Below are 12,717 nucleotides of genomic sequence, written 5' to 3' on the forward strand. Positions count from 1 at the left end.
GACGCGCACGTGACCGCCCTGCTATAGTGGGACGAACACGGATGAATGCGCATCCAATCCGTATTGAGGGAACCAGTTATGGCCATGATTGCTGAAGAAATTGAACGCCTGATCAAGGAAGACCTGCCGGGCGCCAAAGTGCGGATCGAGGATCTGCGCGGGGACGGCGACCACTATGCCGCTCATGTGACCTATGAAGGATTCCGCGGTCTGTCACGTGTGCAGCAGCACCAGCTTGTCTACAAAAGCCTCAAGGGCCGCATGGGTGGTGAGCTTCACGCCCTCGCCCTGCAGACCAGCATTCCTGAATAGCGGCTATACCGGATAAATTCAGTCATATTTTGACGCATCCCCTTGGCAATGGCCGGAAAGCGTCTTATTTCTAGCGCAAACGCGCAAATCAAAGGATCTTCGTGATGAGTGAACAATCGGTTCAAGACCGTATTCAGGACTATGTAGCAAAAGATGATGTGGTGCTTTTCATGAAAGGCACACCGATCTTCCCGCAGTGTGGCTTCTCAAGTGTTGTTGCCCAGGTTCTCAACCACATGGGTGTACCGTATGAAAGCTATAACGTGCTCGAAGATTTCGACCTCCGTGAGGGCATCAAGTCATTCTCTGACTGGCCGACCATTCCGCAGCTTTATGTGAAGGGTGAGTTTGTTGGCGGCTGTGACATCGTGCGTGAAATGTTCGAGAGCGGCGAACTGCAGCAGCTTTTCGCGGACAAAGGCGTAAAAGCCGCATAATTCTGCCGCTCCAAAGCAAAAAAGGAAACCCCAGTGCGCTACCGTGAATTGGGCACCAGTGGCCTGACCGTCTCCGAAATCTGCCTTGGCTCCATGACATGGGGTGAACAGAATACGGAAGCCGAGGGCCACGCCCAGATCGACCGCGCACTGGATGCCGGTGTCAATTTCATAGACACGGCGGAAATGTATGCCGTGCCTACCCGGGCCGAGACTTATGGCCGGACCGAGGAAATCATCGGCTCCTGGCTCGCGAAAAGTGGGCGCCGGGACGATATTATTTTAGCCACCAAAGTCGCCAGCACGGGGCGCGGCATGAACTACATGCGCCCTCACCTGCATGACGGCGAAACCCGCCCGGACCGCGCGTCTGTGCTTGAGGCCTGTGATGCCAGTCTCAAGCGGCTGAAAACCGATTATATCGACCTCTACCAGCTACACTGGCCGGCGCGACCAACCAACTGCTTTGGGCACTTGCGTTACAAGCACATGGATGGCGGTGATGCGACACCACTTGAGGAAACCTTGAGCGCAATGAAGGAACTGGTGGACGCAGGCAAAGTGCGCGCTATAGGCCTTTCCAATGAAACCGCTTGGGGTATTACGCATGCCCTGAAGCTCGCGGATACCATGGGTTTGCCGCGCATTGCTTCAACACAAAACCCCTACAGCCTGTTGAACCGTACCTATGAGGTCGCATTGGCCGAAATCGGCATCCGGGAACAGGTTGGCTTACTTGCCCATTCTCCGCTCGCCTTCGGTGTTCTGAGCGGCAAATATCTTGATGGTGCACGGCCCGAGGGCGCGCGCATGACCACATGGCATGACCGCTTCCCACGCTACTGGACCGAGAAAACATTCAAGGCCACAAAGCGTTACGTCAAACTAGCAAAGGCGAATGGTCTTTCAGGTGTCGAACTGGCGATCGGCTTTGTCCTGGCGCAGCCCTTTGTAAGCTCGGCCGTCATTGGCGCCACATCGCTTGCGCAGCTTGACGAACAACTGCGCGCTGTGGAACTGTCGTTTGACCCCGCACTCCTGAAGGAATGCGACAAGATTGACAACGACATCACCTTCCCCTGCCCCTAACACCTTGAGAATACGAGAAAAAGTTATGCGCTGGCGCCAGATGACAGAGGCTGACATGCAGCAAGTGATTGACCTTGCCGCTGTCATTCATCTCGACCACCCTGAGGACGATGATGTGATCATCGAACGCCGCACCTTCTTTCCTGAAGCCTGCCTTGTGCTGGAGGGCGACGGTGGGCTTCATGGCTATACCCTGGTGCATCCGGTCGAGTTTGAAAAACCGCCAGCCCTCAATGCCCTGATCGGCAAAGCGCCGGTGCAGACGGACATCGTGCATATCCATGATATCGCGCTGGCGCCTGAGGCACGCGGTACAGGCGCATCAGGCAAGGCCATTGAAATCATTGTGGAAAAGGCAACTGACGCCGGTTTCAAACAGATCAGCATCGTGGCCGTGAACGGCACTGAACCCTTCTGGGAAAAACAGGGCTTCCGGCACCATACCAGCGAGAAGCTGGCGAAGAAGCTGGCGAGCTATGACGGAACCGCAAGCTATATGCTAAGGCCGCTAGTATGAAAAAAAGGCGCCCGAATGAGGCGCCTTTTCTTTTAATTACAGACAGTTAGAAGACTATGGCTTCATATAAACCTGAATGAAGCGGTCGGTCTTGCCGCGCATTTCCGCACGGAACGGGCTTTCGGTTGGGCCGTCTGCCGGGTTCGCCAGCAAGTCACTTTCCTTGACGAGCATAAAGCCCGCAGCGGTCATCTCAGCCTTCACCCGCGCCGGGTCGATACGGTGAATCTGGTTGATGGTAGCCGCATCCGCACCCACCGGACCGACGTGGTCAATGATCAGAATTTTTCCACCTTTTTTCAGTGCTTTAAGGTACGATTTTAAAGCAGAATCTACGTCTGCCTGGGGCTCGGCCCGCGCTTTGTGGACGAAATAATAATCATGGTACGCCAACACCATCACCGCCGCATCCACGCTGCCTTCAGGCAGGTCAACCGCTTCGGTATCGGGATGCAGAAGCTCGACATTTTCGAGCCGACCTTCGTAGCGTTTGCCAACGCTATCCTTCACATAGTCCCAGTAAACCGGGCCATTGTGGGCATAGACCTTGCCTTCCGGGCCCACAAGGTGGGCGAGGATTTCGGTATAGTAGCCGCCGGCGGAATTGATATCGAGCACGGTCATGCCGGGCTCAATGCCAACAAACTTGAGAACTTCGGCTGGTTTACGGCCCGCGTCGCGCGCCTTTTCCTCGGCCGGACGGTCCGGATGCGCGATGGCTGCCGCGATGGCATCGTCAGCTACAACAACCGATGAAGTGCCGTAAATACAAGAGCTTACAGCAATAGCTGAAGCCATCAGTTTAAGATATTTTTTCATTTTCCCCACTCCTCCTCTGACGTGGACTAGATAGTCTTGAGACAGCCTAGTGAGCGCCTTCCTCACAGGAAAATCATTTTGCCGTGAAGGCATGGGCGGGCGAAAACGCCCGCAAATGTGTGCGGAACCTGTGCGGGAAGTGTGCGGGAAACGCGCTAATGTGTGCGGAAAGTGTGCGGGATATGCGCGGGTTTTGTGCGGCAAATGTGCGGACATTTCGCCCGCTCGCCGGTGCGTCAAACAGCGCTTCACCGCCGCGCAAATTCTACCACATCAGCCGCACAATCACCCGCGATTTTTCACCCTTTTAGACTTTCGCCATCTGTGCCGCTGGTGCGAGGGGTTCACCGTCAAAGTCAAACGCGCGTTTGAAGGTGAAGGCCATTGGCGTCGGGCCATGGTCGCGCAAATACTTCAGCCGCTCCACAGCTTCATCGAGTGTCGGCTCATACCCCGCCCTCACCCACCAGAGCGCCATATGGCCTTCACTGGGCATATGGAACCACTCCTTACGGCGCGCGAGGAAACTGGCGTGCGCGGTTTTATAGACATAGTCAAACAGGCTCTCGCGGTCCTGCCACACACTCATGTTCACCAGCGTCTCGCCGTCGATGACCGTATAGTCCATTGCGTTACCCGCATCGCCCTTGAGACGCCAGACAAAGCCAGGCGAGGCCTCGGCCAGCGCGTTGATCTCATCAAGCGCGTTCACGAAGCCTGACATTTCTTCGCTGTCCTGCGGGTATTTGATTTTGCCGATATTGAGCTGGGCGAGCTGGAATGCTGCCGCGCTGTCCGTTTTCTTCATGCTTGCGTCCTCCTCGCATGATCATGATGAACCCCTTGGGTTTTGAAATGGGAACGATGGGCGCGGATGTAAATGCAGGAATTCTAAGCACAGGCATTAGAATATGCTTGCTGCATGCGGTGAATGATCATATTAGTTTATTCAAACTAGTTTAATTAAACTAATAACAACAGCGAGAGCATATTATGAAAGCCGAAATCCTGATCCTCGGGCTTTTGCACCGGGGCGACATGCACCCCTATGAAATCAAGCGCCGCCTCAAGCTGGCCCACGCGGAAACCTATATCGACTTTGATGTCGGCACACTTTATTACGCCGTGCGCCGCCTCGCGAACGACGGCCTGATTGAGGAACGCGGGCGCGAAAGCGTAGGCAAACGCGCCGAACGCACGATCTATGGCCTCACGGCCGATGGCCGCGCGCGTTTTGAAGACCTGATGGCCGAAACGCTTGCAGGCAACAAAAAGTTCTACCACCCGCTTTTCCCCGCGCTTCTGTTCCTGCCGCTTGCTGACCAGGCGGAAGCCGCGGATATCGTGGCCGAACGCGCGGAGGAAATTCGCCGCAATCTGCCCGCGACTGAGGCCTTCCTGAAAGCCGCGGGCGAACACCTGAGCCTTGGCATGCGCCTAGGCCTTGAAAATGCCGCCGCCCACCAGCGCGTGGAGCTTGACTGGCTGGACAAGCTGGCCTTTCATCTGCGTGCCGGTGACTTCACCGACACCACAACTGACGATACCCATAACAAGATAAAATCCGCCATCGAAGACTTCGTCGGCACCCTTGAGGAAACAGGACATGACCGCTGAGGATACAACCATGACCGCCGAGGCACGCACAGACGCCACCACGGCCCAAACCGCGGCCGAGCAGCCCACAAAACCGAACAGCAGCTTCTTCTGGCTGATGCTGTCGGGCTTTATTTCCATGGTGGGCGACCAGTTCACGCTCATCGGCCTGCCGTGGCTGACCCTGAAGCTGACCGGCGACCCCATGGCGCTTGGCCTTGTGCTGGCGGTTGTCGGCATCCCGCGCGCGGCCTTCATCCTCTTGGGCGGCGCGATTGTGGACCGCTATTCGCCGAAGTCGGTACTCATATGGTCGAAATATGTGAACACAGCGCTTCTGGGCGCGCTGGCGGCGCTTGTCTACATGGGCGCACTGACCCTGCCGCTTCTATACATTCTCGCCGCAGCCATTGGCCTCGCCTCCGCCTTCGCCTACCCGGCTGGCAGCTCCATGCTGCCCTTTGTGGTACCGCGCGAGAAGCTGGCGCAGGCGAACGGCCTGATGATGGGCATGCGGCAAGTCACCTTTTTCATCGGCCCGTTGATCGCAGGCTTTGTCATCGCGCTTTTTGGTGCGGACGGCCTGAATTCACCGGGCCTTAATGGCGGCGTGGTGGCTGAGAGCGAGCTGGCAGCCGAAGCCACCGGCCTCGCCATCGTGTTCGCCTTTGATGCGCTCACCTTCTTCCTCTCCGCCGTCATGCTCATCGCCGTGCACCTGCGCCCGGACGCCAAGGGCCCGGCAGGCGACACAGCACCCACGGGCGTGATCAAGCTGATGTTTGAAGGCATCATGAACATCCTGAAGGACGGCGAGCTTCGCGCGCTCTTCACCTATATGGCGCTGATCCAGATTCTGGTGGTTGGCCCCATGCAGGTGGGCCTGCCCGTGTTTGCGGAAAGCCGGCTTGATGGCGGCGCGGCCTCCTTCGGTACCATCATGGCGTCCCACGGCGCGGGTGTGCTGGCGGGCGTAATCATCGCAGGCGCGGGCGTGAAGTTCGGCTTCAGCACCCTTGGCCGCACTTTCCTGACGGTCGATATCTTCATCGGCCTTGCGGTCGCGGCCTTTGCCTTTGTGCACTCCACGCTTGCGGGTGGTGCGCTGATGTTCGGCGCTGGCATCCTTGGCGGCATCATTCAGGTGAAAATCATCTCCTGGATACAGGGCCGCACGCCGCCCGCGCAAATGGGCCGCATGATGAGCTTTTTCATGTTCATTGTCATGGGCATGGCCCCCATCGCGGCATCGGTCGCCGGTTGGCTGCTGACGGAAGTTGAGATTGTCACCTTCTTCCTCATCTGCGGTGTGGCGCTCAGCATCGTGGCGGCAAGCGCCCTCCTCATCCGCCCGATGCGGGACGTGGGCGCGGGCGCATAAAGCCCCGCCCGAAAAACCTATGCACCGGTGCCCTCGCCGGTGCATACTCCCCTCATGACCGTCAGAACATTACTCAGTGACGATGCCCGCCGCACCCGCTGGTGCGACACCTTCGGCGCGGGCGAGGACAGCATCCTCGTCTATAACGACCTCTCGACCCGCATGAGCGAGGACGGCCGCCATTACCACACCATGGAACATATCGATGAAATGCTCACCCTCGCGGATGAGGCAGGCCTGACCTCCCCGGTGATCGACGCCGCCATCTGGTTCCATGACGCGGTTTATGAGGCAGGATCAAAACATAATGAGGACCTGAGCGCCGAGCTGGCCGAACAGTTCATGCCGCGCCTGAATTTGAGCCAGATCGAACAGGCCCGCGTGACCGCCATGATCATCGCAAGCCGCGAACACCGCTCAAAAAACACCGAAATCCAGCCCTTCCTCGACCTCGACATGGCAATTCTGGGCGCGAAGCCGGAGCGCTACACCCGCTACGCCGCGGATGTGCGGCAGGAATTCGCCCATGTGAGCGACTGGAACTTCAAACTAGGCCGCAAGCACTTCCTCAAAGGCTGCCTGCGCCGCAAACAGCTTTACCTGACACCCTTGTTCAGGGAGCGCTTCGAGGCGCAAGCGAGAGAGAATATCAAAGCGGAGATTGAGCGGCTTTGAATGTTGCAGTAAATTCAGTCGAAAGCAAAATATCGGCAACATCATGAGCTACAGAGCAGCAGTTTATACCGTATTTATCGCGTCGCCCGGCGATGTAATAGAAGAGCGGGACATCGCTCGAGAAGTAATCATGGAATGGAACTACATATATTCTGAAAGCCGCAAAGTTGTTCTAATGCCTTTAGGTTGGGAAACCCACTCTAGTCCCGAAATGGGAGAACCCCCTCAAGCCATCATAAATCGCCAAGTGGCGGACAAAGCGGACATTTTAGTGGGAGTATTTTGGACTAGACTAGGAACCCCCACAGAGACATATGAAAGTGGAACTGTAGAAGAGATCCAACGACACATTAGCTCCAAAAAACCTACTATGTTGTACTTCTCAACTAGAGAAGTAGCGCCTGATATGCTTGACGCTACGCAATATGAAAAACTGCGTAAGTTCAGAGACAGTTGTCAGTCAAAAGGGTTATTTCAAAGCTTTAAAAGCCCTGAACAGTTTAGGGAAAGGCTCCGGCGGCAATTACACCAAAAACTTAACGAATATGCGCCAGCACTAGAGACCTCCGCTGACACGAAAACACAAGACTCGACTAGTCAAACCTCGCTACCCGAAGAAGCTGAGGTCCTTTATCGTGCCGCGATAGATGACGATGATGGTCGTATTTGGGTCATTCGGGACAGTTCAGGGACGGAAATTACAGTTGGAAAAAAGGTGTTTGCGCATTCCGCAGTTCGCAAAGAAATCGCTCCATGGGAAGGAGCAATTGAAGATTTACTCAGACGAAAGTTGGTAAAGCCAGGGAACAATAACGGTTCGATGTTTGAAATTACAAATGAAGGCTATCTCCAGGCCAGTAACCTTCTTTAATCTCAAGCGACATAAAAATTTAGCTTCCCAACACGGCGAGAAACAACTGAATCACCCCGAGCCTGATCATTTAAATCTTTTGTTGACTCGCTCCTTCGCATTCAGTAATTTCTGTCATGACAGAAATTACTGACGAGACAGCAGATCATGAAGATGACCCCGACAATTGAACGTTACATCCTGCACTGGGGTGAGATGGGCACACGCTGGGGGGTGAACCGGTCGGTCTCGCAGATCCATGCGCTCCTGTACCTCTCCCCCGCGCCGATGACGGCGGAGGAGATTTCGGAGACCCTTGGCATCGCGCGCTCGAACGTTTCCACGTCGCTCAAAGAGCTGCAAAGCTGGCGGCTGATCAGGGTCGAGCAGAAGCTTGGTGACCGGCGGGACCATTTCACCGCTGAAAAAGACCTCTGGACCATGCTTCTGACCATCGTGTCTGAACGCAAACGGCGGGAGATTGACCCCACGCTTTCAGTACTGCGGCAAACGAGGCTTGAGGCGGAGGATGACCCGGAGATCGACCCACAGGTGAAAGAACGCATGGTCCGCATGCTGGAGTTCATCGAAACCCTGACCGAATGGTACGAGAAGATGCAGCGCCTGCCCAAAACCACCCTGATAGCGCTGATGAAAATGGGCACCAGCGTCGCCCGTTTCCTGCCCAAAGGCAAAGCGAAAGACAGCGCGGCAGACTGAGGAATACCAAGGGCTTCCCCACCGGGAAGCCCGGCTTTGGCTTCAAAAAATTTTACCTCGACATTTCTCTCGTGACAGAAATAACGGAACTAAATGAAGGAGGATGAGATGGTGATCGAATATATGGAGCGAGACCCTCAATTGACCTTCGGCCAGACATGGTGGTGCACATTTTGCGGCTTCATGGCGGCGGCCCTGTTCATCGGCAGCGTTGCCGGGCTTGGCGGCATGGTGTTTGGGCTGTTCTATGGCTTGATATTCGCCGTCCCCGCCACGCCGGTCCTCGCATTCATCTGGTTTATGGTTCGCCAACTGGTGGGTGAAAAGGCCTATACCTGCATCCCCTTCGGCTGTGTTGCCGGTATTGCCGCGTTCATCATCTTCGCCCCCGCAGAGGATTGGCTTCTGGCCGGTTTTCTGGGCGCACTGGCTGGCCTGGTTGCAGGCCTCGTCTACTGGCTCAAGGCCCGCAAGATGGAACGCAAACCTGTGACCCTGGCCCTTTGACGCTATACGCGCAGGAGCACCCGTCATGATCAGAACTCAAAAACTGAACTACGGCAGACATCAGAACGCGCACCATGGGGACACCGTTGTCGGCACTTACATCGTGTTCGCCGATATTTTCATCGCCTATGTGCTCACCGCGGCGGCGGTCGGGTTTGGTGCGATGTTTCTCTCCGGTTCGGCACCCGACAGCAATTGGCTGCTCGTTGTCCTCTTCGCGCTCATTAGCGGTTTCGTGTTTGCGATCGTCGCCACCATACCCACCGGTTTGCTCTGGCTGCTGATGCGCGAGGCGTTTGGCGAAAGCCTGCCCGTGTGCCTGCTTTATGGCGTGCTCATGAGCAGCATCCTCACAACCCTGCTGCGCGGTGACTTTGGGGCAGCAGGCCTTAGCAGCAGCTTGTTCGCCGCCCCCGTCGGCCTTGTGGGTGGGTTTATTTACTGGGCGCTTGGCCCAAGGATTAGAAAAGGAGACAGCCATGACTGAAACGCCAGAGAACACCTGCGCCACCAGCTTCTATAATGGTGCCTGCCCCGTGTGCCGGCATGAGATGATGCGCTACAAGGCGCATGCTGAGGACGCGGGCGCGCCGCTCAAGTGGGTGGATATCTCGAAGCCCGAAAACGCAGGTGCGCTCGGCCACAAAGGCATCACGCAGGACATGGCCTACCGCAAGATTTACGTGACCGACGAACGCGGCGTGCCGCGGGTGGGGGTGGACGGGCTATTGGTGCTGTGGCGCGCGATCCCGCGCTGGCGCTGGGTGGCAAAGGTGATTGAACTGCCCTTCGTCTATGGCAGCACATGCTGGCTGTATGACCATATTCTCTCCCGCGCCATCTATGAGTGGAATCGCCTGAGACTCACACGCCAGAGCGCGCAAGAAAAACCAACCGGCAATCCTGCCAACCAAGCCTGAAGGAGGCTATCATGCTGATGAGCTATTATATCGCCTATATCGTCTTCAACCTTGCGGTTGCCTTGACCATCACCTTCCTGTTCGCGCGCTCGGGCGGGGTGCTCCTGAAGGCCATCGTGCGCTGCAGCACCGAGGTGCCTTTGGCCACCGTGCGCATCCTCGCGCTTGTGTACGGCACGCTCGCACTCGGTCGCGTATTCCTGCAGGTCAAGCCGCCACGCGGCCTGAACGGGGTTGAAGATGTACTCTTCCGCCTGAGCGAGACAACGGGCGGCAACCTGATGTTCTTCGCCGTGCTTGCGGGCATCGGCATCCTTGTGCTCGTCGCGACCGCACGGCCGGTCGTCAATCTGCTCGCGGATGTGGATGACACCCAGCTCAAACGCTTCCCGGCGGTCAGCCGCTAACTGGCGCCTAAGTCAAAGGAGGGGGCTAATGCCCCCTCAGCCCTTATCCTCCGGCGTGCGGTCATAGTGTTTGCGGCCGGTGAACATGGCGCTGACAAGCGTGCCGCCGTGGCGGATTTCCGCCATCACGACAGCGGCGATATGGAGGGTGATGAGGCCGAGAAGTGTGAAGAACAGCCATTCATGCACCTCGATATAGGGTTTACGGAAGGCGCGCATGTCCTGGTAGGCGGCGGCGTCCAGCAGCTCCTTGGGGCCATAGGGTACGAGGCTTGATGGGTCCACGCCGTCAGCGGCGATCCATTCCGCGATCATGCCGCCAAAGGGCGGGTAATAGATATCGGTGCCCGCGAGCACAAGGCCGGTAACCGCCTGCCCGATGAGCGCCAGCAGCATGGCGGTGACCGCCAGGCGGCCCAGCGGATTGTGGCCAAGCCACGCGGTGCCATCACCCCGAATGTAGGCGCGGAGCGCCGCACCATAGCCGCGCCCGCCCGGCAGTATAGCCGACCAGCGTGCATGGGCATTGCCCATAAAAGCCCAGACAAGGCGGATGGCGAGGTTGACGGCAAACACATAACCCGCCCACACATGCAGGGTTTTCATCAGCGCCTTGCCCTCGTTCGAGAGGCCGAGCGCGCCGCCATTGTAGATCACGAGGCCGAAGGCGATGAGCGTCAGCACACTGAGGAAATTGATCCAGTGGAACAGCCGTACCGGCACGTCCCAAACCTTGTATGATGTCACGCTTGTGTCGGCCATAACCATGCTCCCCCTATGTGCGGCGTAAGGCTCCATCATGCCACCAGACTGCACGTGGGAAAATGACAAAGGTCAATGGCCCACAGGGGCGCAGTTACAATTGTGCATGACGGCGGCGTGGCCCGCATGTAAAGATGTAAGCTAGCGTTCCGACCACCCCTGCCGAGCCTTCTATGCCACCTGAGCTTACTGACAATCAGGCTTCCCTGCCCCACCAGCCGCCCGCCCGCGTGCTGGCGTTCATCGCGTTTGGCGCCTGTGCGCTCCTCGCGGCTTATACGCTCGTGTTCACAAGCGGTATGGCGAGCGCGGCGGACGGCGTGACTGCGTTCCTGTTGTTCCTCGTCGGGCTTGGTGCGGCGACAATCGCCAACTCGACCGGCGTGGGCGGCGGTGTGGTGTTCCTGCCCGCATTTGAATACCTAGGCGAGGCCGGGCTTGTGGCCATTGCCGCGAGCCAGATTGTCGGCATGAGTTTCATCATCCAGTCCTTTGGCATGAGCACAGGGTCCCTCAGCTGGCTTTGGCGGATTTATGACCACCGGCAGGCGGACACCGGTGTGCCGCCCGCGGCCTTTTTCCGCATGCTGGCGCTTATCCTTGTGCCTGCCCTGCCCGCGCTCCTCATAACCCAAGTCGCGTTCGATGCGCCGCCTGAGGCTGTGCTCTACTGGTTCAAGGCGCTGTCGGTAGCGCTCGGGCTCACGCTGCTCCTCACCACACTTGTGGGGCCGAAGCACAGCCATGTGCGCCTCACACCCGCGCGGGGGGACTATGTGGCACTCGTGTGCCTGGGGGCCATCGGCGGGGTGGCGACAGCGTTTTTCTCCGTCGGTGTGGGAGAACTGGTGGCGCTTTACCTGTTCATCCGCAATTTCCCGCTGGTGACAGCGGCCGCCGCGGCGGTGATGGTGAGCGCGCTATCGGTGCTCACCGGGGTCACACATCATCTGCTCACGGACCCGCAGCCCTGGGGGCTCCTGATCTTCCTCATCCCCGGTGCGGTCATGGGGGGTGCGATTGCGAAATATTTTGCGCTGTTTCTGGGCGCGCGGCGGCTCAAGATATTCGCCGCGCTCTGGATCACGCTTTCAAGCGCCTACCTGATGTGGGTGGCGTGAAGGGCGATCAGCCCTCCTCGCCCTTTTTCTGTTTTGCCTTGGCCTGAAATGCGGTGCCGAGCCCCGCGCCAATGGCGATACCAAGCGCGATACCGAGGCCGATATTCCCGAGCGCCACGCCAAAGGCCGTACCCAGCGCCACACCGACGCCAACACCAAGCGCGAGCGCGTTTTCGCCTTCTTTTCCTTTTTTACCGCGTTCAGCGGGCGGTACATAAGGCGGTGCCTTGGGCAGCGCCCCCTTGTCGTTATCTTCTTCCATAATTCTGTCCTCCTCCCCCATATATGGGAGGACCATCGCTGTTTTGAAAGGAAAAACCGGGCGAAAGTGCACACGTTTGCCTACCCACGCCGCTGTTCAGCGCCGTTTTTTTAGGCCCAGAAGGTCCGAAATGCCCTTTTCCCCCGCGATGCCATTGTCGGTCGACTGCTCTTCCTGGTCCTTGACCATATTCTCAAACAGCTTCACCGGCGCCTGCGCGGGCGGCTGGCTCTCGCCTACAGCCTCCGCTTCCGTAACGCTGTCGGTCACCTGCTCATTCACGGTCGTTTTATCTGCCATGCTGGCCTCCCATATCGGTGCAGCCCTCAGCATAAGGCGTAT

At 57.7% G+C, this 12,717-nt stretch carries 19 protein-coding genes; 14 read left to right on the top strand and 5 right to left on the bottom strand.

Features of this window, described 5'->3' with window-relative positions; translation table 11 throughout:
• Positions 1–78: 78 nt before the first annotated feature.
• The 4 genes from B150_RS0107700 (at position 79) to B150_RS0107715 (ending at position 2,355) form a co-directional block, all read left to right on the top strand.
• Positions 79–312, top strand: coding sequence for a BolA/IbaG family iron-sulfur metabolism protein (locus B150_RS0107700; protein ID WP_020399327.1), 234 nt, complete (start codon positions 79–81; stop codon positions 310–312).
• Positions 313–416: 104 nt separating this feature from the next.
• On the top strand, positions 417–749 hold the full coding sequence (gene grxD / locus B150_RS0107705) for a Grx4 family monothiol glutaredoxin (RefSeq protein ID WP_020399328.1): 333 nt from the start codon (positions 417–419) through the stop codon (positions 747–749).
• Positions 750–782: 33 nt separating this feature from the next.
• The gene (locus B150_RS0107710; RefSeq protein WP_020399329.1) at positions 783–1,838 is read left to right on the top strand and encodes an aldo/keto reductase; all 1,056 of its coding nucleotides are present in this window, start codon (positions 783–785) and stop codon (positions 1,836–1,838) included.
• Between the two features lie 25 nt (positions 1,839–1,863).
• The gene (locus B150_RS0107715) at positions 1,864–2,355 is read left to right on the top strand and encodes a GNAT family N-acetyltransferase (RefSeq protein ID WP_020399330.1); all 492 of its coding nucleotides are present in this window, start codon (positions 1,864–1,866) and stop codon (positions 2,353–2,355) included.
• Between the two features lie 54 nt (positions 2,356–2,409).
• Here the strand turns inward: B150_RS0107715 and B150_RS0107720 are convergent, their stop codons facing one another.
• Together B150_RS0107720 and B150_RS0107730 are read right to left on the bottom strand one after the other, a co-directional pair.
• On the bottom strand, positions 2,410–3,174 hold the full coding sequence (locus B150_RS0107720; protein WP_020399331.1) for a class I SAM-dependent methyltransferase: 765 nt from the start codon (positions 3,172–3,174) through the stop codon (positions 2,410–2,412).
• A gap of 307 nt (positions 3,175–3,481) precedes the next feature.
• Complete coding sequence (locus B150_RS0107730) at positions 3,482–3,982, bottom strand: DUF3291 domain-containing protein (RefSeq protein WP_020399333.1); 501 nt, start codon at positions 3,980–3,982, stop codon at positions 3,482–3,484.
• A 185-nt stretch (positions 3,983–4,167) separates the two neighbouring features.
• Here B150_RS0107730 and B150_RS22260 point away from each other — a divergent pair, with 185 nt between their 5' ends.
• The 9 genes from B150_RS22260 to B150_RS0107775 all read left to right on the top strand — a co-directional run bounded on the left by B150_RS22260 (position 4,168) and on the right by B150_RS0107775 (position 10,230).
• Positions 4,168–4,791: a PadR family transcriptional regulator gene (locus B150_RS22260; RefSeq protein ID WP_020399334.1), complete on the top strand. Its 624-nt coding sequence runs from the start codon at positions 4,168–4,170 to the stop codon at positions 4,789–4,791.
• Positions 4,781–6,151, top strand: coding sequence for an MFS transporter (locus B150_RS0107740; protein ID WP_020399335.1), 1,371 nt, complete (start codon positions 4,781–4,783; stop codon positions 6,149–6,151). The genes B150_RS22260 and B150_RS0107740 overlap by 11 nt, the downstream gene beginning before the upstream one ends.
• A 54-nt stretch (positions 6,152–6,205) precedes the next feature.
• A complete protein-coding gene (locus B150_RS0107745) occupies positions 6,206–6,826 on the top strand; it encodes an HD domain-containing protein (RefSeq protein WP_020399336.1) in 621 nt (206 codons plus the stop codon).
• A gap of 43 nt (positions 6,827–6,869) precedes the next feature.
• Entirely contained in the window at positions 6,870–7,697 is an 828-nt protein-coding gene (locus B150_RS0107750) for a DUF4062 domain-containing protein (RefSeq protein WP_020399337.1), read from the top strand.
• Positions 7,698–7,844: 147 nt separating this feature from the next.
• Positions 7,845–8,396 carry a GbsR/MarR family transcriptional regulator gene (locus B150_RS0107755; protein ID WP_020399338.1) on the top strand — a complete coding sequence of 184 codons (552 nt, stop codon included), beginning with the start codon at positions 7,845–7,847 and terminating at the stop codon, positions 8,394–8,396.
• Positions 8,397–8,504: 108 nt separating this feature from the next.
• Positions 8,505–8,903 carry a hypothetical protein gene (locus tag B150_RS0107760; protein WP_155859974.1) on the top strand — a complete coding sequence of 133 codons (399 nt, stop codon included), beginning with the start codon at positions 8,505–8,507 and terminating at the stop codon, positions 8,901–8,903.
• 25 nt (positions 8,904–8,928) lie between these two features.
• Positions 8,929–9,390, top strand: a complete 462-nt coding sequence (locus B150_RS0107765; RefSeq protein ID WP_020399340.1) for a hypothetical protein — start codon at positions 8,929–8,931, stop codon at positions 9,388–9,390.
• The gene (locus B150_RS0107770) at positions 9,383–9,823 is read left to right on the top strand and encodes a thiol-disulfide oxidoreductase DCC family protein (protein ID WP_020399341.1); all 441 of its coding nucleotides are present in this window, start codon (positions 9,383–9,385) and stop codon (positions 9,821–9,823) included. The genes B150_RS0107765 and B150_RS0107770 overlap by 8 nt, the downstream gene beginning before the upstream one ends.
• 11 nt (positions 9,824–9,834) lie before the next feature.
• Positions 9,835–10,230, top strand: coding sequence for a hypothetical protein (locus tag B150_RS0107775; RefSeq protein ID WP_020399342.1), 396 nt, complete (start codon positions 9,835–9,837; stop codon positions 10,228–10,230).
• 36 nt (positions 10,231–10,266) lie between these two features.
• On the opposite strand, the gene B150_RS0107780 is transcribed toward B150_RS0107775, so the two are convergent.
• Entirely contained in the window at positions 10,267–10,992 is a 726-nt protein-coding gene (locus B150_RS0107780) for a cytochrome b/b6 domain-containing protein (RefSeq protein ID WP_020399343.1), read from the bottom strand.
• Positions 10,993–11,165: 173 nt separating this feature from the next.
• On the opposite strand from B150_RS0107780, the gene B150_RS0107785 reads away from it, so the two are divergent.
• Positions 11,166–12,113: a sulfite exporter TauE/SafE family protein gene (locus B150_RS0107785; protein ID WP_020399344.1), complete on the top strand. Its 948-nt coding sequence runs from the start codon at positions 11,166–11,168 to the stop codon at positions 12,111–12,113.
• Positions 12,114–12,120: 7 nt separating this feature from the next.
• Here the strand turns inward: B150_RS0107785 and B150_RS20155 are convergent, their stop codons facing one another.
• Both B150_RS20155 and B150_RS0107795 read right to left on the bottom strand, forming a co-directional pair.
• The gene (locus B150_RS20155) at positions 12,121–12,375 is read right to left on the bottom strand and encodes a glycine zipper domain-containing protein (RefSeq protein ID WP_020399345.1); all 255 of its coding nucleotides are present in this window, start codon (positions 12,373–12,375) and stop codon (positions 12,121–12,123) included.
• A 96-nt stretch (positions 12,376–12,471) separates the two neighbouring features.
• Positions 12,472–12,675 carry a hypothetical protein gene (locus tag B150_RS0107795; RefSeq protein WP_020399346.1) on the bottom strand — a complete coding sequence of 68 codons (204 nt, stop codon included), beginning with the start codon at positions 12,673–12,675 and terminating at the stop codon, positions 12,472–12,474.
• Positions 12,676–12,717 lie beyond the last annotated feature (42 nt).

This window comes from Kordiimonas gwangyangensis DSM 19435 = JCM 12864 (assembly GCF_000375545.1).
GTDB classification, from domain to species: domain Bacteria; phylum Pseudomonadota; class Alphaproteobacteria; order Sphingomonadales; family Kordiimonadaceae; genus Kordiimonas; species Kordiimonas gwangyangensis.

Bases quoted from the DNA above. Each gene is read 5' to 3' on its own strand.
- B150_RS0107760 (WP_155859974.1), top strand. From the start codon at position 8,505: ATGGTGATCGAATATATGGAGCGAGACCCTCAATTGACCTTCGGCCAG.
- grxD (WP_020399328.1), top strand. From the start codon at position 417: ATGAGTGAACAATCGGTTCAAGACCGTATTCAGGACTATGTAGCAAAA.
- B150_RS0107730 (WP_020399333.1), bottom strand. From the start codon at position 3,982: ATGAAGAAAACGGACAGCGCGGCAGCATTCCAGCTCGCCCAGCTCAAT.
- B150_RS0107795 (WP_020399346.1), bottom strand. From the start codon at position 12,675: ATGGCAGATAAAACGACCGTGAATGAGCAGGTGACCGACAGCGTTACG.
- B150_RS22260 (WP_020399334.1), top strand. From the start codon at position 4,168: ATGAAAGCCGAAATCCTGATCCTCGGGCTTTTGCACCGGGGCGACATG.
- B150_RS0107780 (WP_020399343.1), bottom strand. From the start codon at position 10,992: ATGGCCGACACAAGCGTGACATCATACAAGGTTTGGGACGTGCCGGTA.
- B150_RS0107715 (WP_020399330.1), top strand. From the start codon at position 1,864: ATGCGCTGGCGCCAGATGACAGAGGCTGACATGCAGCAAGTGATTGAC.
- B150_RS0107765 (WP_020399340.1), top strand. From the start codon at position 8,929: ATGATCAGAACTCAAAAACTGAACTACGGCAGACATCAGAACGCGCAC.
- B150_RS20155 (WP_020399345.1), bottom strand. From the start codon at position 12,375: ATGGAAGAAGATAACGACAAGGGGGCGCTGCCCAAGGCACCGCCTTAT.
- B150_RS0107785 (WP_020399344.1), top strand. From the start codon at position 11,166: ATGCCACCTGAGCTTACTGACAATCAGGCTTCCCTGCCCCACCAGCCG.
- B150_RS0107720 (WP_020399331.1), bottom strand. From the start codon at position 3,174: ATGAAAAAATATCTTAAACTGATGGCTTCAGCTATTGCTGTAAGCTCT.
- B150_RS0107740 (WP_020399335.1), top strand. From the start codon at position 4,781: ATGACCGCTGAGGATACAACCATGACCGCCGAGGCACGCACAGACGCC.
- B150_RS0107700 (WP_020399327.1), top strand. From the start codon at position 79: ATGGCCATGATTGCTGAAGAAATTGAACGCCTGATCAAGGAAGACCTG.
- B150_RS0107775 (WP_020399342.1), top strand. From the start codon at position 9,835: ATGCTGATGAGCTATTATATCGCCTATATCGTCTTCAACCTTGCGGTT.
- B150_RS0107770 (WP_020399341.1), top strand. From the start codon at position 9,383: ATGACTGAAACGCCAGAGAACACCTGCGCCACCAGCTTCTATAATGGT.
- B150_RS0107755 (WP_020399338.1), top strand. From the start codon at position 7,845: ATGAAGATGACCCCGACAATTGAACGTTACATCCTGCACTGGGGTGAG.
- B150_RS0107750 (WP_020399337.1), top strand. From the start codon at position 6,870: ATGAGCTACAGAGCAGCAGTTTATACCGTATTTATCGCGTCGCCCGGC.
- B150_RS0107745 (WP_020399336.1), top strand. From the start codon at position 6,206: ATGACCGTCAGAACATTACTCAGTGACGATGCCCGCCGCACCCGCTGG.